Origin of the sequence: Serratia sp. K-E0102 (assembly GCF_029962625.1) — a bacterium.
GTDB classification, from domain to species: Bacteria; Pseudomonadota; Gammaproteobacteria; order Enterobacterales; family Enterobacteriaceae; genus Serratia; species Serratia sarumanii.
This window is the reverse complement of the sequence record NZ_CP124754.1, coordinates 4,231,435-4,252,194: the sequence shown is the minus strand read 5'-3', so window position 1 is coordinate 4,252,194 and position 20,760 is coordinate 4,231,435. Positions and strand designations below refer to the sequence as shown.

Sequence of the window (20,760 nt, the reverse complement as noted above, 5' to 3'; positions counted from 1 at the left end):
ACAACCATAGGGAGCATTTATGCAAGCATGGCGCAGAAAGTGGCAGAGCCTGCCGCGCGGCCTGGTGGTGTTGATAACCGCGCTGGTTATCTATGTCCCCCTGTCGTTTATCATCATTCAAAGCTTCCTCTCGGCACCGTTTTTCTCTCCCTCCAAGGTCTTCAGCCTGGAGGCCTTCGAGTTCATCTTTACCGATCCTGATTTCTACAAGGCGCTGAAGAGCGGCTTTATTCTGGCATTCGGCCTGGTGATCATCGCCATCCCCCTCGGCGGCATTTTGGCTTTCCTGATGGTGCGCACCGATCTGCCGGGGCGGCGGATCATCGAGCCGCTGATTCTGGTGCCGATCTTCGTGTCGCCGATGGTGCTGGGCTTCGGCTACGTGGTGGCGGCGGGGCCGGTGGGCTTCTTCTCGCTGTGGGCGCAGGCGCTGCTGGGCTTCGTGCCGTGGAATATCTATTCGATGGCCAGCATCGTGGTGATAGCCGGATTGACGCACGTGCCCCACGCGTATCTGTACATCTCCTCGGCGCTGCGCAGCGTGGGCTCCGACGTTGAAGAAGCGGCGCGCACCGCCGGCGCCACGCCGCTGCAGGTGATGACCGCCGTCAGCCTGCCGATGGTGCGGCCGTCTATCCTGTACGCCGGGGTGCTGCTGTTCTTCCTCGGGCTGGAAGTGTTCGGCCTGATGCTGGTGCTGGGGGATCCGGAGGGCAACCTGGTGCTGGCGACCTACCTGTACCAGTTGACCAACAAGCTGGGCACGCCGTCTTACCACCTGATGGCGGCGGTGGCGGTGGTGCTGATCTGCATCACCATTCCGCTGGTGATGCTGCAGCGCCGGCTGATGCGCACCGCCAACCGCTTCGTTACCGTCAAGGGCAAAGCCTCGCAGGCCCGCGCGCTGCCGCTGGGCAAATGGCGCTGGGTGGCCGGCGCGGTGGTGGTGTTCTGGCTGACCGTGACCATCGGCGTGCCGCTGATAGGCGTGGTGCTGCGCGCCTTTATCTCCAACTGGGGCGTGGGCGTGTCTGTTTGGGACGAGCTGTCGATCAACACCTTCCGCACCATCTGGGCGCAGCCCAACCTGCTGCGGGCCATCGTCAACTCAATGGCGATTGGGGTGATTGGCGGGGCGCTGGCGGTGGCGTGCTACCTGTTCATCGGCATTGCCATGCACCGCAAGCCGGATGGCGCCACGCGCTTCCTCGATTACAGCGTGCTGGTGCCGCGCGCTGTGCCGGGGCTGCTGGCCGGTCTGGCATTCCTGTGGGTGTTTCTGTTCCTGCCGATGTGGCTGGACAAATCGCTCAAGGAGGGCTGGCTGTCGGCGCTGCCGATGGCCGAGTGGCTGCGTGCTAACTGGATCGTCTGGCTGCGTTCGCTGCGGAGCACCATCTTCAGCGTCTGGCTGGCGTACACCGTGGTGTGGATGGCTTACGGCCTGCGGCTGATCTCTTCCACGCTGCTGCAGGTGGGGCCGGAGTTGGAGGAGGCGGCGCGCAGCGCCGGCGCCAGCCGCGGTCAGATCACCCGCCACGTCACCATTCCGCTGTCGCGCTACGGCCTGATCGGCTCCTGGCTGCTGATGTTCCTGATTTTTGAGCGCGAATACTCCACCGGGGTGTATCTGCTGTCTCCTGGCACGGAAACCATCGGCTCGATGCTGGTTTCCCTGTGGGCCGCGGGCGCTATCGATATCGTCGCCGCGCTGTCGTTCATCAATATCCTGCTGGTGGTGCTGGGGTTAGGGATCGCCTTGCGCTTTGGAGTGAAATTACATGATTGAACTTTCGGTAGAGAATCTGCATTTGACCTATGGCGACAACCCGGTGCTGAAAGGGGTGTCGATGGACCTGAAACGGGGCGAAGTGGTCTCGCTGCTGGGCCCGTCGGGCAGCGGCAAAACCACGCTGCTGCGGGCGGTGGCCGGGCTGGAGAAACCGAGCCAGGGGCGGATCGTCATCGGCAATAACGCGGTGTACAACGGCAGCGCACGCAGCGAAATTCCCGCCGAAGAGCGCAATCTGGGGCTGGTGTTTCAGTCCTACGCGCTGTGGCCGCATAAAACGGTGTTTGAGAACGTCGCTTACCCGCTGAAGCTGCGTAAGATCGCCTCGGCGGAAATCACCCAGCGGGTGCAGGCGGTGCTGGAACAGCTCGGGTTGGGGCATCTGGCCAAGCGCCATCCGCACCAGCTTTCCGGCGGCCAGCAGCAGCGCGTGGCGATCGGACGGGCGCTGGTCTACAACCCGCCAGTGATCCTGCTGGACGAGCCGCTGTCCAACCTTGACGCCAAGCTGCGCGAAGAGGCGCGGGTATTCCTGCGCGAATTGATCATCAAGCTTGGCCTGTCGGCGCTGATGGTGACTCACGATCAGAACGAGGCGATGGCCATTTCCGATCGCATCCTGCTGCTCAATAACGGCAAAATCGAGCAGCAGGGCACGCCACAGGAGATGTACGGTTCGCCCACCACGCTGTTCACCGCCGAGTTCATGGGCAGCAATAACCGCTTGCCGGGCAAGATCGTCGCGCTGGAAGGCGACCGGGCGCGCATCGAAGGCAAGGATTGGGCGCTGTGGGGCAAAGCGGGCGCAGGCGTGCAGGTCGGCCAGGAGGGCTCGGCGGTGATCCGCGTGGAGCGCGTGCGGTTGGGCGAAGATCCGCAGGGCAACCAGCTTGAGCTGCCGCTGCTGACCAGCATGTATCTCGGCGATCGCTGGGAATACCTGTTCCGCACCGTGGCCGAGGATTTCGTGGTGCGCGCCTATGGCCACGAGGCGCGCGATCGGGCGCTGTGCCGGCTCTCCCTGCCGGCCGAGCATCTGTGGATATTCCCGAAAGCCTAATCAGGACGCCCGCAGGCGCGGGCGTTCCGTTTACAGAGTTAAACCGCTAGCGGCGATCTTTTCCGGGCGGTGTACGTTTCCCGACTGGCAACGTCGGCGAAAGTGCGGGTGACGGTCGAATTTTTGCGCGACTATTTCCGCGAGCACTACGGCGAAACGGGGCCAGCGAGTGAAAATCCGCCGCGGCCTTGAGGCCAAAAATGTGCGCCAGATCATCTTATGCTCGTAAAACTCCCCTCCGTTACTTGTGGAACTGTTGCACCTGTTCCTTTTGCCAAAACTTTGGTTTATGCTCAGCTGAAGCGTTTCAGTTGAAGCACTCTTCGACAGAAATGCCGATGTGACGGCGGCGAAAAGCCGCTGAAGCGCGGGAATAATGCAAACGCGGCGATTCACAGCGGGCGGTGCGATCCACTACTCTATGCGGGTTAGTGAGACAACCAGTCAGCGCCGGCCCGGCGCCGGTGAGTCAGCCCGGCGGGACGGCCCTTTTTCAGGAGCAGCATGACCATCCGCATAGCGATAAACGGCTTTGGCCGCATCGGCCGCAGCGTATTGCGCGCACTGTACGAATCGGGACGACGGGCGGAAATTTCCGTGGTGGCGATCAACGAGCTGGCGAATGCCGAGGGCATGGCCCATCTGCTGAAGTACGATTCCAGCCACGGCCGCTTCGCCTGGGATGTGCGGCAAGAGTGCGACACGCTGAGCGTCGGGGACGACGCGATTCGCCTGTTGCATCAGCCGGCGGTGGAGCAGTTGCCCTGGGGCGAGCTGGGCGTCGACGTGGTGCTGGACTGCAGCGGCGTGTACGGCAGCCGGGCGGATGGCGAAGCCCATCTGGCGGCGGGGGCGAAGAAAGTGCTGTTCGCCCATCCGGGCGGCAACGATCTGGACGCCACCATCGTATTCGGCGTCAACCATCAGACGCTGCTGGCGGAACATCGCATCGTGTCCAACGCCTCGTGCACCACCAACTGCATTATTCCGGTGATCAAGCTGCTGGACGACGCCTACAGCATCGAATCCGGCACCGTGACCACCATTCACTCGGCGATGAACGATCAGCCGGTGATCGACGCGTATCACGCGGATTTGCGGCGCACCCGCGCGGCGAGCCAGTCGATCATTCCGGTCGACACCAAGCTGGCCGCGGGCATCACCCGTATCTTCCCGCAGTTTTGCGATCGCTTCGAGGCGATCTCGGTGCGCGTGCCGACCATCAACGTGACGGCTATCGATCTCAGCGTCAGCGTGAGCGCCGCGGTGAAGGTGGCGGAGGTCAACCAGCTGTTGCAAAAGGCCGCACGGGAATCATTTCGTGGTATAGTTGACTACACGGAATTACCATTGGTCTCGATCGATTTTAACCATGACCCGCACAGCGCTATCGTCGACGGTACGCAGACCCGGGTCAGCGGGCAGCACCTGATAAAGACCTTGGTCTGGTGCGACAATGAATGGGGCTTTGCCAATCGGATGTTGGATACAACACGGGCAATGGCCGCCAGCGGTTTCTAGTACGGCGGCGCCGGCGTGATTGGCGCGCTGCTCAGGCAATTTTATAGAGATTCAATAAAGAGGGTTCACCATGTCTGTAATTAAGATGACCGATCTGGATCTGGCGGGTAAACGCGTACTGATCCGCTCCGATCTGAACGTGCCGGTAAAAGACGGTAAAGTGACTTCCGACGCGCGTATCCGCGCTTCCCTGCCGACTATCGAAGCTGCGCTGAAGCAAGGCGCCCGCGTGATGGTAACCTCCCACCTGGGTCGTCCTACCGAAGGCGAGTACAACGAAGAATTCTCCCTGCTGCCTGTTGTTAACTACCTGAAAGATCACCTGAAATCCCCAGTGCGTCTGGCGAAGGATTATCTGGATGGCGTCGACGTCGCCGAAGGCGAACTGGTGGTGCTGGAAAACGTCCGTTTCAACAAGGGCGAGAAGAAAGATGACGAAACCCTGTCCAAGAAATACGCGGCGCTGTGCGACGTGTACGTGATGGACGCGTTCGGTACCGCGCACCGCGCGCAGGCTTCCACCCACGGCGTGGGCAAGTTCGCGCCTGTCGCCTGTGCCGGCCCGCTGCTGTCCGCCGAGCTGGAAGCGCTGGGCAAGGCCCTGGGCAACCCGGCCCGTCCGATGGTCGCCATCGTGGGCGGTTCTAAAGTCTCCACCAAACTGACCGTGCTGGATTCCCTGTCCAAAATCGCCGATCAGCTGATCGTCGGCGGCGGCATCGCCAACACCTTCGTGGCGGCGCAGGGCAACAACGTGGGCCAGTCCCTGTACGAACCTGACCTGATCCCGAACGCGCAGAAACTGCTGGAAACCTGCGACATCCCGGTTCCGACCGACGTGCGCGTCGCGACAGAGTTCTCCGAAACCGCGACCGCGACCGTGAAGCAGGCCAACGAAATCCAGGACAACGAGCAAATTCTGGATATGGGCGACGTCTCTGCCGAGCGTTTGGCCGTTATCCTGAAGAACGCCAAGACCATTCTGTGGAATGGCCCGGTTGGCGTATTCGAGTTCCCTAACTTCCGTAAGGGCACCGAAATTGTCGCCCGCGCGATCGCCGATAGCGACGCTTTCTCTATCGCTGGCGGCGGCGACACTCTGGCAGCCATCGATCTGTTCGGTATCGCTGACAAAATTTCCTACATCTCCACCGGCGGTGGCGCATTCCTGGAATTCGTTGAAGGGAAACCGCTGCCTGCAGTCGTGATGCTGGAAGAGCGCGCTAAGCAGTAATTCAGACAACGGGAGGCGAAAGCCGCCCGTTTGTTTTATACCGCGCGGCTCACGCTGCGCGGCGTGAAAACATCGATTTACATCCATCTACGGCCGACGAAACAGGACAAAGTAACATGTCTAAAATTTTTGATTTCGTAAAACCGGGTGTCATCACGGGTGATGACGTTCAGAAAGTCTTCGCAGTTGCTAAAGAGAACAACTTTGCGCTGCCAGCGGTAAACTGCGTGGGTACCGACTCCATTAACGCAGTGCTGGAAGCCGCGGCTAAAGTGCGCGCGCCGGTCATCGTTCAGTTCTCCAACGGCGGCGCCGCGTTCATCGCCGGCAAAGGCGTGAAGACCGATGTGCCTCAGGGCGCAGCGATTCTGGGCGCCATCTCCGGCGCACACCACGTTCACCAGATGGCTGAACACTACGGCGTGCCGGTGATCCTGCACACCGACCACTGCGCGAAGAAACTGCTGCCATGGCTGGACGGCCTGCTGGACGCCGGCGAGAAGCACTTCGCCGCTACCGGCAAACCGCTGTTCTCTTCTCACATGATCGATCTGTCTGAAGAGTCTCTGGAAGAAAACATCGAGATCTGCAGCGCCTACCTGAAGCGCATGGCCAAAATCGGCATGACGCTGGAAATCGAACTGGGCTGCACCGGCGGTGAAGAAGATGGCGTGGACAACAGCCATATGGACGCTTCCGCACTGTACACCCAGCCGGAAGACGTGGCTTACGCGTACGAAAAACTGAACGCCATCAGCCCGCGCTTCACCATCGCTGCCTCCTTCGGTAACGTGCACGGCGTGTACAAGCCAGGCAACGTCAAGCTGACCCCGACCATCCTGCGTGATTCTCAGGACTACGTGTCCAAGAAATTCAACCTGCCGCACAACAGCCTGAACTTCGTGTTCCACGGCGGTTCCGGTTCTACCGACGCAGAGATCAAAGAGTCTGTGGGTTACGGCGTGATCAAGATGAACATCGACACCGACACCCAATGGGCGACCTGGGACGGCATCCTGCAGTACTACAAAGCGAACGAAGCTTACCTGCAGGGCCAGCTGGGCAACCCGAAAGGCGCCGATCAGCCGAACAAGAAATACTACGATCCACGCGTATGGCTGCGCGCAGCGCAGACCAGCATGGTGACGCGTCTGGAGCAGGCCTTCAAAGATCTGAACGCGGTAGACGTTCTGTAATCTTCGGCACCTGTTGCACGATGCAAAAGGCTCCCTGCGGGGAGCCTTTTTCGTTTTCAGCCCAGCAGGCCGGCGCCGACGTTGATAGACAGGCCCAGGATCAGCATGTTGAACACGAACGAAATAACCGACTGTACGAGCGCGATTTTACGCACCTCCGCGGCGCCGACCGCCACGTCGGCGGTTTGCGACGCGACCGCGATGGTGAAAGAGAAGTAGGCGAAGTCCAGATAGGTCGGCTCGGTGAGATTGCCGGGGAACAGCAGCGGCAAAGGCTCCTGCTGCGCACCCTGGCGATAAAATTGATGGGCGTAGTGCATGGTGAAGGCGGTCGGCAGCAGCAGCCAGGAGACCGCCAGCGTTCCGCCGGTTAACGCCAGATGCAGGGTTTTCAGCGAGTCGCTGGCCTGTTTGGCGCTGCTCAATTCGAACAGGATCGCCAGAATGCTCACCAGACAACCGAAACTGACCAGCGCCAACACCGTGCTGGCGCTTTCATCCTGTCGCCGGGCGATCTGGCGAATGTGCTGCGGCGTGCTGACCAGCATCAGCCGCCAGAGAAACAGCAGGTAGAGCCAGGCCAGCGTATTCCAGCCGATCATCAAGCGCTGCAGCAACGAGAGCTGGGCGGGCAGCAGCAGAAAGCACAACAGCCCGGCGCCGACAGAAAACAGCAGCCTGGGCCGCACTTGCCAATAATGTTTGAGCGAAGAGCGAATGTGCATGAAGAACGGATCCCTTGTCGTGAAATGGCCAACGCGCTGTTTTCAGCATAGAAGAAGCGGCGAGCGGTTTCGGCTATTTTTAACGCTGACGGTTGGCATGAGCCTTTAATGTTGGTTACCCTTAGGCGGTGGTTTCCGACTGGCTGCCGAGGCCAGTGTATTTTTGCGAGTTTCTCCCGTTAGGGACTGAGTTAGGACGACACGAATGAAAGATTTGAATGTAGTAGACGGCATCAACGGTGCCGGCAACTGGTTGGTGAAGAACCAGGATCTGTTGATCCAGTACGCGGTGAATATCGTCGCCGCCATCGTTATCCTGATCATCGGTTCGATCGTGGCTCGCGTGGTCGGCAATGCGCTGAACCGCGTGATGAAGCTGCGCGGCATCGACGCCACGGTGGCAGACTTCCTGGCGGCGATCGTGCGCTACGGCGTGCTGGCGTTCACCTTCATCGCCGTGCTGGGGCGTGTCGGCGTGCAGACCACCTCGGTGATCGCCGTGCTGGGCGCCGCCGGTTTGGCCGTCGGCCTGGCGCTGCAAGGCTCGCTGTCCAACTTCGCCGCCGGCGTGCTGCTGGTGATCTTCCGTCCGCTGCGCGTGGGGGAATATGTCGATCTGGGCGGCGTGGCCGGTACCGTCGATCAGGTGCAGATTTTTTCCACCACCCTGCGTACCGCAGACAACAAAACCATCGTGGTGCCGAACGGTAAAATCATCGCCGGCAACATCATCAACTACTCCCGCGAGCCGAACCGCCGCGTGGATATCGTGGTAGGCGTGGCCTACAACGCCGATATCGACGTGGTGAAGAAGGTGCTGGGCGATGTGATCGCCGCCGACAAGCGCATCATGCACGCCAAAGGCGTGACCGTGCGTCTGAACGAGATGGCGCCGTCTTCCCTGAACTTTGTCACCCGTTCCTGGACCACCAACGCGGAATACTGGAACGTGTACTTCGATCTGATGGAAAACTTCAAGCGCGCGCTGGATGCCCACAACATCGGCATTCCGTTCCCGCAGATGGACGTGCACCTGTATCGCACCGAAGACGCTTCCGCCAAGGCGGAATAACAGAGAAGGGGGCCTTGGCCCCCTTTTTGATTACAGGCCGAGACGTCTCCAAGGGCGTCTCGGCCTTTTCTTTTCCGCGAGTTCAGGCGCCGGCGACCGGCTTGGCGAGCGGCGCGCGGCGGCGCAGGCTGAGGCGATAGAGCAGGAAGATGGCGCCCGCGCCCAGCAGCGCCGGCAGCGCCAGCCAGAGGAAGAACACTTCCGCCGAGCCGGCGGCGGTCATCATCCAGGCGCCGAGCATCGAGCCGACGATCGAGCCGAAGCGGCCATTGGCCATGGCCCAGCTGACGCCGGTAACGCGGGCCGCGGTCGGATAAAGGGTGGCGGAAACCAGATTCAGGCCGTTCTGCGCGCCGGCCACGCCGAAGCCTATCAGGAACACGACGGCGGCCAGCGTGTAGACGTCGCCCATCAGATACCCGGTCGCGCCGATCACCAGCGCGGCGCCCAGGTAGGAGACGGCCAGCACGCGGTAGGGCCCGATCCGGTCCATCAGCAGCGCCATCAGGATGGCGCCCAGGGTGCCGCCGAGCGGCACCATCGCTCCGATGCGCGAGGCGTGGACGATATCGTAACCGGCGTCTTTAAGTATCGTCGGCAGCCAACTGGTGAGCAGGTAGAACACGAACAGCGAGCAGAAGAACGCCGCCCACAGCAGCAGGGTGCGCACGGCGCGTCCTTCGATAAACAGGTGCGAGATTGGCGACTTGGCCTGCGCCGGGCGCTCGTCATCGACAATGGTTATCCCCGTCCAACGTTGGCCGGTGATACGCTCGACCACCCGGCGCAGCCGATCGGCATGCCTGGCGCTGGCGGCCATAAAGCGCACCGATTCGGGCATCTGCCAGGCCAGCAGCGGCAGCAGCGCCAATGGCGCGATGCCGCCGACCAGCAGCACGCCGCGCCAGCCGAACGCCGGGATGATCTGCCCGGCCAGCAGGCCGCCCAGGGCCAGCCCGGCGGTAAAGCCGCTCCAGCTCAGGGTGACCATCAGCATGCGGCGGCGCGCCGGTGAGTACTCCGAGCTGAGGGTGATGCAGGTCGGTATCGCACCCCCGAGGCCAATGCCGGTGATGAAGCGCAACAGGGTCAGGGATTCGATCGAATGCGTATAGGCCGAAGCCAGGGTGCAGCCGCCAAACACCAGCACCGCGACGAGCAGCACGCGTTTGCGGCCGATGGCGTCGGCGATCGGCCCGAACAGCAGGCTGCCGATCAGCAGGCCGAACAACCCCGCGCCGAAGGCGGGGGAGAGCTGCGAGGGCTGCAGGCCCCACTCTTCGCGCAGTGCCGGGGCGATATAGCCGATGATGGCGGTATCGAACCCGTCCAGCAGGGCGATCAGGAAACACAGGGTGAGGATGAGGATTTGATAAGGCGAGATCCTGGCGCGATCGATAATTTCGCTGATGCGAGCGGTATCTGGGCTCATGAGGGTTCCACTGTTATTAAGCTGGTGTGGGCTGGCTGAGGGGCCGTTCAGGCCGCTGTGGCTGGCATCGCGTAGAAATCCGAGTATACACCAGAGCGGGGGCGTTGCGGGGAGGGGGAGTCGATGATCATCGCCCGCCGCAGGAGGGTACTGCGGCGGGCGATGGCGCGATTATTTGGCCAGCAGTTCTCGGCGCACGATCTCGGCGCCGGCACTCAAGGCATTCAGCTTGCCGCTGGCGACCTGACGAGGCAGGGGAGCCATGCCGCAGTTGGTCGACGGATAGAGCTTGTCGGCATCGACAAACTGCAGCGCTTTGCGCAGCGTAGCGGCCACTTCTTCCGGCGTCTCAACGGTATGATTCGCTACATCAATGGCACCGACCATCACTTTCTTACCGCGAATCAGTTCCAGCAGATCCATCGGGACGTGCGAGTTATGGCACTCCAGCGAGATAATATCGATGGTAGACGTTTGCAGCTTGGGGAACGCCTCTTCATATTGCCGCCACTCTGAGCCCAGCGTCTTTTTCCAGTCGGTATTGGCCTTAATGCCGTATCCATAGCAGATATGCACCGCCGTTTCACACTTAAGCCCTTCAACGGCCCTTTCCAGGGCGGCGATGCCCCAGTCATTCACCTCGTCAAAGAACACGTTAAATGCGGGCTCATCAAACTGAATAATGTCGACGCCGGCGGCCTCGAGCTCTTTGGCTTCCTGATTGAGGATCTTGGCGAACTCCCAGGCCAATTTCTCGCGGCTTTTATAGTGGTTGTCATAAAGCGTGTCGATCATGGTCATCGGCCCCGGCAGGGCCCATTTAATCGGCTGCTTGGTCAGCTGGCGTAAAAATTTGGCGTCTTCAACGAAAACGGGCTTTTGGCGCGCCACCGCACCCACGACGCTCGGCACGCTCGCCTCATAGCGATTGCGGATTTTAACCACTTCGCGTTTCTCGAAATCGACGCCGCTGAGGTGCTCGATAAACGTCGTGACGAAGTGTTGGCGCGTTTGCTCGCCATCGCTGACGATATCGATGCCGGCCTGTTGTTGTTCAGCCAGCGACAAACGCAGGGCATCCTGTTTCCCTTCGATTAATTCTTCATTTTGCAATTTCCAGGGCGACCACAGGGTTTCCGGTTGGGCCAGCCAGGAAGGTTTGGGCAAGCTGCCGGCGGTCGAGGTAGGGAGCAATATTTTCATAATAGATGACCTGTATTTAAGTGAATCAAAGCGCGTAGTGAGCAGACCATTGCTCAAGAATGGGCTTGTAGGGTTTGATAAATTGCTCTTCCGTAAATTTCCCCTGCTCAATCGCTAACTGGCTACGCTCTTCGCGATCGTAAACAATCTTGGTTAATGAATAGTCCTGGTTATTCAGGCTTGGCTGATAGCATTGCCCCGCCGCCGAGTTGGCATTGTAAATTTCAGGCCGATAGATTTTTTGGAAGGTCTCCATCGTGCTGATGGTGCCGATCAGCTCCAGATCGGTGTAATCGCTCAGCAAATCCCCGGGGAAATAAAACGCCAGGGGCGCGACGCTATTTTTCGGCATGAAATAGCGCACCTGCAGGCCCATTTTTTTAAAATACCGGTCGGTCAGCGAAGCGCCGTCTTGCCGATACTCGTCGCCCAACACCGGATGTTGATTGCCCGTCCGATGATAGGTGTCTTTGCTGGACACGCTGAGGCAGATCACCGGCGGTTTGCTGAAATTCTCATGGTATTCGTTTGAATTGACGAAGTGCTTAAAGATATTGCCGTGCAAATCGCCGAAATCATTCGGGATAGTGAATTCCGCCGTGTTTTTATTGTGCGCCGGCAGCAAGACGCTAAAGTCATAATCGCGCACGTAAGACGAGAAATTGTTCCCGACGATGCCATCAATTCGCTTTTGCGTTTTTTTATCGATGATGTTGGTTTTCAGGATTTCGATCACCGGGAAGCTGGCGCCCTGATCTTCAACGCGCATCTCCACCGAAATGATGTCAAGCTCAACCGAATAGCGGTCGGCCTTGGGGTTATCCCAATGCGCCAACGAATTGAAGCGATTGTTAATCATCACCAGCGTGTTGCGCAGGTTCTCCCGGCGGTTTTCCCCTCTGGCCAAATTGGCGAAGTTGGTGGTGATACGCGTACTTTCAGAAGGGTTATAATCTTCATCGAAAGAACTGCTCTTAATCGTAAAGGCAAAGTCTCTATTCATCGTCTTATAGCATCCTGTTATATGATATGAAGGCTGGATTTATCCATTTCTTTCAATGGGTTGTTTTTCTCTTTTTTTATTCAGCCGATTTCATATTGTCTGTCGTTAATGAGGTCTATTTTTGCCAGAGTCCCGGTGGGAGTGAAAGAGACTTAATTTCATTACCACATGAGCGCTATTCATGATCTGGCGTTCGGGCCGGTTGGCCGCCGTCGCCCTGCGGCGCAAACCGCCAACGTACCGGGCCGGCAACCTGGTGCAGCCTGAAAAATTACGGGTATAATCCCCCCATCATCCCACGGCTTCAGACACGAACATGACAAAACTCACCTTACAAGAGCAGATGCTCAAAGCGGGCTTGGTAACCAGCAAGAAAATGGCCAAAGTCCAAAGAACGGCTAAAAAATCACGCGTTCAGGCCCGCGAGGCCAGAGAGGCGGTGGAAGAGAATAAAAAGGCGCAGCTTGAGCGCGATAAGCAGCTGAACGAGCAGCAAAAGCAGGCCGCGCTGTCCAAAGAGTACAAGGCGCAGGTGAAACAGCTGATCGAAATGAACCGCATCGTTCTGGCGAAAGGCGATATCGGTTTCAACTTCACCGACGGTAACCTGATCAAGAAAATCCTGGTGGATAAGGCGACGCAAACCCAGCTGATCAATGGCCGCCTCGCCATTGCACGCCTGGTGGTCGAGAACCGGGAAGAGTGTGAATACGCGATTATCCCCGCGAGCGTCGCCGATAAAATCGCGCAGCGCGATGCGGCCAGCATTGTGCTGCACAGCGCGCTGAGTCAGGAAGAACAGGATGAAGACGATCCGTACGCCGACTTTAAAGTGCCCGACGATTTGATGTGGTAAGCCGCGTTCAGAACGGCGCGGCGTGACGAGCGGCGATCCGCTCCCCGCTAATGGGGTGCACAAAGTCCAGCTCGCTGGCGTGCAGCATCAGCCGCGGCGTCTGTTCGGTACCCGGCAGCAGTCGCCCGCCATACAGATCGCAGCCTAAAATAGGGTGGCCCAACTGCCGGCTGTGAATACGCAGCTGGTGGGTGCGCCCGGTCTCCGGGATGAGCTGCACCCGCGTCAGCGGCAGCGAGATCCCGTCTTCCGCTTCACGATAAAAACGCTCGACGACCCGATAGCGGGAGCGGGCGGGCTTGCCGTGGAGGGCGCAAATCGACATCAGCGGGAACAGCGCCGGATCTTTGGCGATCGCCGCGTCTATTACCCCTTCGTTATCCGCCAGATGGCCGCACAGCAGCGCGCAGTACACTTTGCCGACGGTGCGCTCGCTGAACTGCCGGCAGAGTGCGGCGTTGGCGGCCTTGTTGCGGGCCACCACCATCAAGCCGGACGTGCCGAAATCCAGGCGGTGCACCAGGGTGCAGCCGGGGAAGATCTGTACCAGCCGATGGTGTACCGAATCGAGATTCTGCGGATTCTTGCCCGACAGGCTGAGCAGCCCGGCCGGCTTATTGATCAGCGCCAGATGATCGTCCTGATAGAGGATCTCTATTTGGTCATGGCATGGCGGGGCGATAAAGGTATCGGTGATCGTAGACATCGGGCGGCCGGCTGGAGGGTGGGTGCGGATGATAGCGAATTTTTCGCCGATGGGCGAATGCGGTTATCGTTATCACTGCGCCTCATGCCCGCTAGCACCCGATGCGGCAAAGCATCGGGCGCAACGATTATGGCCCTGGCGCGCTACTGCCCGTAGTAGGCGTTTTGGCCGTGTTTGCGCAGGTAGTGTTTGTCCAACAGTTCGCGCTGCATGCTGTGGATGCCCGGCGTCAGCTGGCGTGAGAAAATGCCCATGTAGGCAATTTCTTCCAGCACCACCGCATTATGCACCGCATTGTGGGCGTCTTTGCCCCAGGCGAAGGGGCCGTGGGCGTTGACCAGTACCGCTGGGATAGCGTTGGGATTGATATCGCGCCGGCGGAAGGTTTCGATAATCACCTTGCCGGTTTCCAGTTCGTAATCGTGCTCAATTTCATCCTGGGTCATCAGGCGCGTGCAGGGGATAGCGCCATAAAAATAGTCGGCGTGGGTGGTTCCCCAGGCGGGGATGTCCAGCCCGGCCTGCGCCCAGATGGTGGCGTGGCGGGAATGGGTGTGGACGATGCCGCCGATATCGGCAAATTCGCGGTACAGCGCCAGATGGGTGGCGGTGTCCGACGACGGTTTCTTTGCCCCTTCGACGGTGCGGCCGCTGGCCAGATCGACCACCACCATATCCTCCGCCGTCATATGCTCGTATTCAACGCCGGAAGGCTTGATCACCACCAGGCCGCGTTCGCGATCCACCGCGCTGACGTTGCCCCAGGTAAAGGTCACCAGCTTATGGCGCGGCAGATCGAGATTGGCCTCCAGCACCTGTTGTTTTAACTGAGTCAGCATGTCATGCCCCCTTGTTGCATTTTCTGTTCGATCCAGCGGCGGGCCTGAACGATCTCGGCCACCGGCTCCTCGGCTTTTTCTGTCCACATCTCAATCAGGAATGCGCCGCGGTAATTGAGGCGCTGCAACGTGCGAAACACCTCGACGAAGTCGACGCAGCCTTCGCCAAACGGCACGTCACGGAAGTGCCCCGGCGAAGCGGCGGTGACCGGGTAGGTGTCTTTCAGGTGAATGGCGGCGATGCGATCGATGCCCAGCTCCAGCTCGCGCGGCACGTCGTTGCCCCAGGCGCTGAGGTTGCCAACGTCTGGATACACCGTGAACCACGGCGAGGCCAGCAGGGCGTCCCAGGCTTTCCATTTACCGATCGAGTTCATAAAGGCGGTATCCATAATTTCCACCGCCAGCATCACCTGGGCGGCGGCGGCACGTTCTACCGCCCACTGCATGCCTTCGCTAAAGCGCGCCAGCGTCCCCTCGTCCTGCTCTTCGTAATACACGTCGTAGCCGGCCAGCTGGATGGTGCGGATACCGACGTCTTGGGCCAACTGAATGGCCTGTTCCATCACGTCGAAGGCGCGCTGGCGCAGCGCCGGATCGTGGCTGCCAAACGGAAAGCGCCGGTGGCCGGAGAGGCACATCGACGGGATGCGGATGCCGGTTTCCAGCATGGCGTCCACCAGCGCCAGGCGCTGCGCCTTGCTCCAGCTCAGACGCGCCAGGCGTTCATCGCTTTCGTCCACCGACATTTCGACGAAGTCGAAGCCGCAGGCCTTGGCCAGCGCCAGGCGTTCGGGCCAGCTCAGGTGTTTCGGCAGCGCTTTCTCGTAAATTCCCAACGGGTGCTGACGCATATCATGATCTCCAGATGTCATCGATGGCGGTGCGGAACTGCCTGGCGGCCGCCGGCGGATCCCCGGCTTCGGCCAGCGCGCGGCCAGCGATAAAGGCGATGACGGCGATCTCTTTAAACAGCGACAGGTCGGCGGGCGTAATGCCGCCGGTCACCGACAGTTCGATGCCCAGATCGGACAGCGCCTTCATCCGATCCAGATCCTGCCGGCTCCAGGTTTGCCCGCTGGCCTGCGCGTCGCGGCCGCGGTGATAGATCGCCTGGCGAATGCCGAGGCCGCGCCATTGCCGTGCATCCTCCAATGTCCAGCGGCCGAACAGTTCGATCTGGATTTCACCGCCGTGACGCTCGGCGACCTCCCGCGCGCTGGCCATGGTGGCCAACGGCGCGGCGCAGATCACCGTCATCCAGTCCGCGCCCTGGCCGAAAGCCTGCTCGGCCAGCGTCGCGCCGGCGTCGGCCACCTTGAGATCGGCCACCAGCGTGTGCTGCGGGCAGCGTTCGCGCAGCGCGCTAACCGCCTGAATGCCGGCGCTGATGCACAAAATGGTACCGGCCTCGATGATGTCCACATGGGGGCTGAGGGTCTCGGCGGTGCGCAGCGCCGTATCCAAACGGGTTTGATCGAGCGCCAACTGCAGGCGCGGTTTCGTGCTCATGGAGCCTCCTTGTTGGCGGGCTGCAGATTTTGCAATGCAGCAATCAGTGCCTGATAACGTTGGTGTTTGTTGTCGTAAGCTTCAGCGGCGGCCGCATCTGGCAGCAGCCGCTCGATACGCGGCGCCAGCCGGTGCTGGGCGGCGGTGAAATCGTTGAAGGCGCCGCTGCCGACCATGGCCGCCATCGCCGCGCCCAGACAGCCGGTTTCTTCCACCTGCGGCAGCTCCACCGGCAGGCCGCTGACGTCGGCGAACATTTGCATCCAGGGGAGGGATTTGGCAGGGCCGCCGGTCACGCGCAGCGCCTGCGCCTCAGGGAAACGCCGGCGCATGCGGTTAAGGTGCGTCATGTGGCAGAACACCACGCCCTCGTAGATCGCCTGCACCAGGTGCTCGCGCTGGTGGAAGGCCTGCAGGCCGTAGAAGCTGGCGCTCAGCCCCAGGCCGGCGTTGGATCCGTACAGGAAAGGGGCGAACAGCAGATCGCCGGCGGCTTTCGGCAGGGCGGCGACCCAGCGGTTAAGCTGGCCGTAGTCCTGCAGCCCCCATTGGCGACAGAACCATTCCAGGTTGGCGGCGGACGTGGGGCTGGCTTCATGCACGATGTATTGGCCGCTTTCGGCGTGGCGGCCATAGACAAAGGGATGATCGAAACCCTCGACGATGGCGTCGGTGATGCCGCTGGTGACTGACCAGGTCCCCATCACCGCATTGAGCCGGGTTTCGTCCTGCAGGCCGGCGCACAGCGCGGTGGATACCACGTCGAACAGCCCGCCGACCACCGGGGTGCCGGTTTGCAGGCCGGTGATGGCCGCGGCGTTTGCCGCGACGCGCCCGGCGATATCGGCCGAACCGACAATCGTCGGCAGGGCGGGCATGATGTCGCCGATACCCAGCAGCTGCGCCAGCGCCGGGTCATAGCGTCCGCTGCGCATCAGATACAGGTTGGATTCGGAGATATTGGTTTCTTCGCAGGCCAGCTCGCCGGTCAGGCAATAGCGCAGGTAGTCGTGCGCCATCAGCACGCTGCCGATGCGGGCGTAACGTTCCGGCTGATGCCGCTTCAGCCAACGCAGCAGCGAGACCGGGTGCCCGGTCCACAGCGTTTGGCGCGTTTGCGGATACAGCGCCTGCGGCACGCCCTGTCGCTGCCATTCCTGCACCAGCGCCAGCGCGCGCTGATCGGAAGAGAGCATGGCGTTGCCCAGCGGCTGCCCCTGCTTATCCAACAGAAATGCGCCCTTGCCCTGCGCCGAGATGCCGATGGCCTGGATGGCGCCGGCGGCGACGCCGCTGGCGGACAGCACTTCACGGATCACGTCGGCGGCGGTGCGCCACAGCGATGCCATATCGCGCTCGGCCCAGCCGGGCTGCGGCGCGACGATCGCCAGATTGCGCCGCGCAACGCCGTGTTCATGGCCCCGGCGGTCGTATAATCCCGCCTTGATGAAGGTGCCGCCGCAGTCGAGCCCCAGCCAATATTCCATCATTCGTTCCTCGCGCCGTGGTCGCATTTATTGGGCAGCATCAACGCCAGCACGGAGGCGATCGCCAGCGAAGCCGCCAGGCTGTAGACGCCGACGTCCTTGCTGAACAGGCTGATCAGGACGCCGACCATATACGGGCCGCAAAAGCCGCCGAGGTTGCCCAGCGCATTGATCACGCCGCGCGCGCCGCCGGCCACTTCGGCGTTGAACAATTTGGGCGGGATGGTCCAGAACACCCCGGCTGCCGCCTGAATAAACACGCCGCAGCCGACCAGCGCAGCGTAAGACCACCAGACGTGATCCTTCAGCAGCACCGACAGCGCCATGCAGGCGGCAAAGCAGGCCAGCGGCAGGGCGACGAAGACTTTGCGCTTGCCGGTGCGATCGGAGAGGGTGGAGATGATCAGCATGCCGAAGATGGCGCCGATATAGGGCAGGATAGCGAGCAGGCCCACTTGCTCCATATCGCCGTGGGTCAGCCCTTTCAAAATGGTCGGCAGCCACAGGGTGTAGCCGTAGATACCGGTCTGGTAGAAGAAATTTACCAGGATCAACTGCCACATGATCCGGTCGCCCAGCACCCGGCGCAGCGAGGCGTTGCGCACCGTTTTTCCTTTAATCAGCAGCTGTTCGTCGTGCAGGGTCTTCACCAGATACTCTTTTTCCGCCTGCGAGATCCATTTGGCTTCCTGCGGCCGGTTGCTGATGGTGAAGTACCACAGTGCCATCACCACCAGCGACAGAGCCCCCTCCACCAGGAACAGCATGCGCCAGTCCCAGGCGGTGATGATCCAACCCGACAGCGGGGCGGTGAGGATGCCGGCGATCGGTACGAACATGATGACGATGGCGTTGGCGCGGCCGCGCTCCTTATCCGGGAACCAGTTGCTGATCATGGTCAGCACCACCGGCAGCATGCCGCCTTCGGAAACGCCGAGGGCGAAGCGCAGGAACAGCAGCTGGTATTGGTTGGTGACCAGACCGGTCAGCACCGAGATCACCGCCCAGGCCAACAGTGACCAGCCGATGAATTTCTTGCCGTTGCCGTATACCGCCAGCTTGCCGCCGGGCACCTGCAGAAACAGGTAACCGATGAAGAAAATGCCGCCGGCCAGCCCGGCCATCGAGGCGGTGATGCCGAGTTCGTCATCCATGCCGCCGGGCATGGCGAAGGCGATATTGACCCGGTCCATGTAAGAAATGATGCAGGTGATGAGGATCGGCGGCACGATCCTCAGCCAGCGGAGCTTGGGTATCGCCTGGCTTTGGCTGACGGAAACGGAGGCTGTATTCATAAGGACCTCTTTCGATGTTCGCTTTTTTGTAGGGTCGGGCGTTATTGTTTTGCTTGGTTTGGGCGCAAGGGCGCCCGCACAGGCCCCATGGACCGGTGTTGTTATCGTTACGGGTGTTGCGGCCGATCAGGCGCTAAACGACGCCAGCGGTATCTTCACCACCACCTTGCGTATCGCGCTGGGGCGCTGGTTAATGCAGGCCGGGCGATGCACGTCCTGCGGAAAAAATACCGCGAAGTTGCCGGGTTGCATCGTGAGCCAGGATTCGTCGGCCACGTCCTGATAAAACAGAATGTCGCGCTGCGCCAGCAGCTCCTGATGAACGACGTTGTCGCCGCTGTCCGCCGCTACGCCGATAAGCTCGGTGCCGCTGACCAGAAACTGCACGTCGACGTTTTGCCTATGCACTTCCGGGCGCAGCGCATCCGGTGGTTGGGTATGCAGATCCAGCACTTGCACCACGTAGCCGGTGGCGGGATCTTCATAACGCCCTGCGGGCAAGACGCTGAAATCGGTGCGTTGCAGATAGGCGACGGCGTTGGCGACCGGCGTCGGATACTGCTCGGGCGCGGTGTTGGCGATGTGGCCGAATATCATGATGATCCTCCCGTTATAGCGCCTGAATGCGCGCCCAGACTCGTTCGTCAATCGGAATGCCGTCGCGCAGGTTTTCTTCCAGAATGCGCGGGAACTTGTGGCCCGGCAGGCGAATGGCGACGTCGGGATTGTCCCGTTCGGCGCTGGTGACGTAGTCCATGATGCGCTGCAGTTTTTGATCGCGGCTGTCGCCGTCGATCAACCGGTCTATCTCAATCGCGATGAACACCTGCGAGACGCCGTATTCGTCGCGGTGATCTTCCGTCACTTCCGCCACCGAGGCGCCGCCGGACAGCAGGGTAGCGATCATGTCCAGCACGATCGACAGCGCCGATCCTTTCCAATACCCCATCGGCAAAATGCGCCGGTTCTCTTCGATGGTGGCCGGATCGCGGGTCAGGTGGCCGTCGTTGTCGAAGCCGCCGTCCACCGGCAGGGTTTTACCCGCCAGCCGGTTCAGCTCCAGCGCGCCGTAGGAAAACATCGACATCGACATATCCACCATGGTGATCGGGTTGCCGGGCACGGCGACGATCAGCGGGTTGGTGCCGATACGGCACGTTTTGGCGCCCCACGGCGGCATCACGGCGATCGAGTTGGTCCAGCAAATGCCGATATAGCCTTTCTCCGCCGCCTGCCAGCCGTAACCGCCGCCGCGCATCCAGTGGTTGGCGTTGCGCAGCGCCACCAGGCCGATGCCATGATCGTCGGCTAATTGCATGGCGCGATCCATCATGCGGCGGGCGGTAAGGTTGCCGATGCCCTGGTGCGCATCCCATTGCTCGATCGCCCCCAGAGACAACAGTTTGCTGGGTTCGGCGTCCGGCACGATATCGCCGGCGTCCAACTGCTGAATAAAGCGCGGAAAGCGGTTAACGCCGTGGGAGTAAACGCCGCTGGCGGTGGTGTCGGCGAACATGCCGGCGCAGTCGTCGGCGGTGTGTTCCGCCACGCCGCGCGCCAGCAGCACGCGTTTGAATTGCTGTTTTAACTCGCTGTAACCCACTCTCATGCCGGTTCTCCGCCTGTGCGAATCGTCTGTTTTTGGTTCGCTAAATTTCAATATACGAAATTGTATTTCAAATAAATGCTATCCCGGCGGTTCAGGGAAGTCAAAGCAAGAGGGAGTAAAATTATTCATGAAAAACATGACGTTAAAATTGAGTGGTGGTTTTGTGATCGCCGCCACGTTTTGGTGGGAATGACGTGCTTCAGACGCGACAAAGCAGG

Annotated in this window: 19 protein-coding genes and 1 pseudogene; 8 read left to right on the top strand and 12 right to left on the bottom strand. The window is 60.7% G+C overall.

Annotated features, from left to right (window positions below):
- Window positions 1-19 precede the first annotated feature (19 nt).
- From SSARUM2_RS20235 to fbaA, 6 genes and pseudogenes are all read left to right on the top strand, one after another.
- A complete protein-coding gene (locus tag SSARUM2_RS20235; protein WP_033635883.1) occupies window positions 20-1,789 on the top strand; it encodes an iron ABC transporter permease in 1,770 nt (589 codons plus the stop codon).
- Window positions 1,782-2,852, top strand: a complete 1,071-nt coding sequence (locus tag SSARUM2_RS20230) for an ABC transporter ATP-binding protein (RefSeq protein WP_060419309.1) — start codon at window positions 1,782-1,784, stop codon at window positions 2,850-2,852. Before SSARUM2_RS20235 ends, SSARUM2_RS20230 begins: the two co-directional genes overlap by 8 nt.
- A 66-nt stretch (window positions 2,853-2,918) precedes the next feature.
- Window positions 2,919-3,044, top strand: a pseudogene (locus SSARUM2_RS20225) (LysR family transcriptional regulator); the annotation flags it as partial.
- 312 nt (window positions 3,045-3,356) lie between these two features.
- Window positions 3,357-4,373, top strand: coding sequence for an erythrose-4-phosphate dehydrogenase (epd, locus tag SSARUM2_RS20220; RefSeq protein WP_004931582.1), 1,017 nt, complete (start codon window positions 3,357-3,359; stop codon window positions 4,371-4,373).
- A gap of 70 nt (window positions 4,374-4,443) precedes the next feature.
- The gene (gene pgk / locus SSARUM2_RS20215; protein ID WP_025160206.1) at window positions 4,444-5,607 is read left to right on the top strand and encodes a phosphoglycerate kinase; all 1,164 of its coding nucleotides are present in this window, start codon (window positions 4,444-4,446) and stop codon (window positions 5,605-5,607) included.
- A gap of 116 nt (window positions 5,608-5,723) precedes the next feature.
- Entirely contained in the window at window positions 5,724-6,803 is a 1,080-nt protein-coding gene (fbaA, locus tag SSARUM2_RS20210) for a class II fructose-bisphosphate aldolase (RefSeq protein WP_025304179.1), read from the top strand.
- A gap of 56 nt (window positions 6,804-6,859) precedes the next feature.
- Here fbaA and SSARUM2_RS20205 read toward each other — a convergent pair whose 3' ends face one another.
- The gene (locus SSARUM2_RS20205) at window positions 6,860-7,528 is read right to left on the bottom strand and encodes a DUF1345 domain-containing protein (RefSeq protein ID WP_033635872.1); all 669 of its coding nucleotides are present in this window, start codon (window positions 7,526-7,528) and stop codon (window positions 6,860-6,862) included.
- A 205-nt stretch (window positions 7,529-7,733) separates the two neighbouring features.
- Here SSARUM2_RS20205 and mscS point away from each other — a divergent pair, with 205 nt between their 5' ends.
- Window positions 7,734-8,600, top strand: coding sequence for a small-conductance mechanosensitive channel MscS (mscS, locus tag SSARUM2_RS20200; protein ID WP_033635871.1), 867 nt, complete (start codon window positions 7,734-7,736; stop codon window positions 8,598-8,600).
- An 82-nt stretch (window positions 8,601-8,682) separates the two neighbouring features.
- On the opposite strand, the gene SSARUM2_RS20195 is transcribed toward mscS, so the two are convergent.
- The 3 genes from SSARUM2_RS20195 to SSARUM2_RS20185 all read right to left on the bottom strand — a co-directional run bounded on the left by SSARUM2_RS20195 (window position 8,683) and on the right by SSARUM2_RS20185 (window position 12,238).
- Window positions 8,683-10,032: an aromatic acid/H+ symport family MFS transporter gene (locus tag SSARUM2_RS20195; RefSeq protein ID WP_060452492.1), complete on the bottom strand. Its 1,350-nt coding sequence runs from the start codon at window positions 10,030-10,032 to the stop codon at window positions 8,683-8,685.
- Between the two features lie 171 nt (window positions 10,033-10,203).
- Window positions 10,204-11,235 (bottom strand): methionine synthase, encoded by a 1,032-nt coding sequence (locus SSARUM2_RS20190; protein ID WP_033649411.1) that lies wholly within the window; start codon window positions 11,233-11,235, stop codon window positions 10,204-10,206.
- A 25-nt stretch (window positions 11,236-11,260) separates the two neighbouring features.
- Window positions 11,261-12,238: a DUF1852 domain-containing protein gene (locus SSARUM2_RS20185; protein ID WP_041036588.1), complete on the bottom strand. Its 978-nt coding sequence runs from the start codon at window positions 12,236-12,238 to the stop codon at window positions 11,261-11,263.
- Between the two features lie 316 nt (window positions 12,239-12,554).
- Between SSARUM2_RS20185 and SSARUM2_RS20180 the strand changes: the two genes are divergently transcribed.
- Window positions 12,555-13,094 carry a DUF2058 domain-containing protein gene (locus SSARUM2_RS20180; protein WP_033635867.1) on the top strand — a complete coding sequence of 180 codons (540 nt, stop codon included), beginning with the start codon at window positions 12,555-12,557 and terminating at the stop codon, window positions 13,092-13,094.
- Window positions 13,095-13,101: 7 nt separating this feature from the next.
- Here the strand turns inward: SSARUM2_RS20180 and SSARUM2_RS20175 are convergent, their stop codons facing one another.
- The 8 genes from SSARUM2_RS20175 to yiaK all read right to left on the bottom strand — a co-directional run bounded on the left by SSARUM2_RS20175 (window position 13,102) and on the right by yiaK (window position 20,542).
- A complete protein-coding gene (locus tag SSARUM2_RS20175) occupies window positions 13,102-13,800 on the bottom strand; it encodes an RluA family pseudouridine synthase (protein ID WP_060452491.1) in 699 nt (232 codons plus the stop codon).
- A 143-nt stretch (window positions 13,801-13,943) separates the two neighbouring features.
- Window positions 13,944-14,639 (bottom strand): L-ribulose-5-phosphate 4-epimerase, encoded by a 696-nt coding sequence (gene araD, locus SSARUM2_RS20170; RefSeq protein WP_033649413.1) that lies wholly within the window; start codon window positions 14,637-14,639, stop codon window positions 13,944-13,946.
- A complete protein-coding gene (locus SSARUM2_RS20165; RefSeq protein ID WP_049212563.1) occupies window positions 14,633-15,493 on the bottom strand; it encodes an L-ribulose-5-phosphate 3-epimerase in 861 nt (286 codons plus the stop codon). Before SSARUM2_RS20165 ends, araD begins: the two co-directional genes overlap by 7 nt.
- A 1-nt stretch (window position 15,494) precedes the next feature.
- Window positions 15,495-16,151 carry a 3-keto-L-gulonate-6-phosphate decarboxylase UlaD gene (gene ulaD, locus SSARUM2_RS20160; protein WP_049212565.1) on the bottom strand — a complete coding sequence of 219 codons (657 nt, stop codon included), beginning with the start codon at window positions 16,149-16,151 and terminating at the stop codon, window positions 15,495-15,497.
- Window positions 16,148-17,638, bottom strand: a complete 1,491-nt coding sequence (locus SSARUM2_RS20155; protein ID WP_060388358.1) for an FGGY-family carbohydrate kinase — start codon at window positions 17,636-17,638, stop codon at window positions 16,148-16,150. Before SSARUM2_RS20155 ends, ulaD begins: the two co-directional genes overlap by 4 nt.
- Window positions 17,638-18,933 (bottom strand): MFS transporter, encoded by a 1,296-nt coding sequence (locus tag SSARUM2_RS20150; protein WP_033654042.1) that lies wholly within the window; start codon window positions 18,931-18,933, stop codon window positions 17,638-17,640. The genes SSARUM2_RS20155 and SSARUM2_RS20150 overlap by 1 nt, the downstream gene beginning before the upstream one ends.
- A gap of 126 nt (window positions 18,934-19,059) precedes the next feature.
- Window positions 19,060-19,530 carry a YhcH/YjgK/YiaL family protein gene (locus tag SSARUM2_RS20145; RefSeq protein ID WP_049212569.1) on the bottom strand — a complete coding sequence of 157 codons (471 nt, stop codon included), beginning with the start codon at window positions 19,528-19,530 and terminating at the stop codon, window positions 19,060-19,062.
- A gap of 13 nt (window positions 19,531-19,543) precedes the next feature.
- Window positions 19,544-20,542: a 3-dehydro-L-gulonate 2-dehydrogenase gene (gene yiaK / locus SSARUM2_RS20140; protein ID WP_125460818.1), complete on the bottom strand. Its 999-nt coding sequence runs from the start codon at window positions 20,540-20,542 to the stop codon at window positions 19,544-19,546.
- Window positions 20,543-20,760: the final 218 nt, after the last annotated feature.

Coding starts and splice junctions, on each gene's coding strand:
- SSARUM2_RS20235 (WP_033635883.1), top strand. CDS start 20: ATGCAAGCATGGCGCAGAAAGTGGCAGAGCCTGCCGCGCGGCCTGGTG.
- SSARUM2_RS20230 (WP_060419309.1), top strand. CDS start 1,782: ATGATTGAACTTTCGGTAGAGAATCTGCATTTGACCTATGGCGACAAC.
- epd (WP_004931582.1), top strand. CDS start 3,357: ATGACCATCCGCATAGCGATAAACGGCTTTGGCCGCATCGGCCGCAGC.
- pgk (WP_025160206.1), top strand. CDS start 4,444: ATGTCTGTAATTAAGATGACCGATCTGGATCTGGCGGGTAAACGCGTA.
- fbaA (WP_025304179.1), top strand. CDS start 5,724: ATGTCTAAAATTTTTGATTTCGTAAAACCGGGTGTCATCACGGGTGAT.
- SSARUM2_RS20205 (WP_033635872.1), bottom strand. CDS start 7,528: ATGCACATTCGCTCTTCGCTCAAACATTATTGGCAAGTGCGGCCCAGG.
- mscS (WP_033635871.1), top strand. CDS start 7,734: ATGAAAGATTTGAATGTAGTAGACGGCATCAACGGTGCCGGCAACTGG.
- SSARUM2_RS20195 (WP_060452492.1), bottom strand. CDS start 10,032: ATGAGCCCAGATACCGCTCGCATCAGCGAAATTATCGATCGCGCCAGG.
- SSARUM2_RS20190 (WP_033649411.1), bottom strand. CDS start 11,235: ATGAAAATATTGCTCCCTACCTCGACCGCCGGCAGCTTGCCCAAACCT.
- SSARUM2_RS20185 (WP_041036588.1), bottom strand. CDS start 12,238: ATGAATAGAGACTTTGCCTTTACGATTAAGAGCAGTTCTTTCGATGAA.
- SSARUM2_RS20180 (WP_033635867.1), top strand. CDS start 12,555: ATGACAAAACTCACCTTACAAGAGCAGATGCTCAAAGCGGGCTTGGTA.
- SSARUM2_RS20175 (WP_060452491.1), bottom strand. CDS start 13,800: ATGTCTACGATCACCGATACCTTTATCGCCCCGCCATGCCATGACCAA.
- araD (WP_033649413.1), bottom strand. CDS start 14,639: ATGCTGACTCAGTTAAAACAACAGGTGCTGGAGGCCAATCTCGATCTG.
- SSARUM2_RS20165 (WP_049212563.1), bottom strand. CDS start 15,493: ATGCGTCAGCACCCGTTGGGAATTTACGAGAAAGCGCTGCCGAAACAC.
- ulaD (WP_049212565.1), bottom strand. CDS start 16,151: ATGAGCACGAAACCGCGCCTGCAGTTGGCGCTCGATCAAACCCGTTTG.
- SSARUM2_RS20155 (WP_060388358.1), bottom strand. CDS start 17,638: ATGGAATATTGGCTGGGGCTCGACTGCGGCGGCACCTTCATCAAGGCG.
- SSARUM2_RS20150 (WP_033654042.1), bottom strand. CDS start 18,933: ATGAATACAGCCTCCGTTTCCGTCAGCCAAAGCCAGGCGATACCCAAG.
- SSARUM2_RS20145 (WP_049212569.1), bottom strand. CDS start 19,530: ATGATATTCGGCCACATCGCCAACACCGCGCCCGAGCAGTATCCGACG.
- yiaK (WP_125460818.1), bottom strand. CDS start 20,542: ATGAGAGTGGGTTACAGCGAGTTAAAACAGCAATTCAAACGCGTGCTG.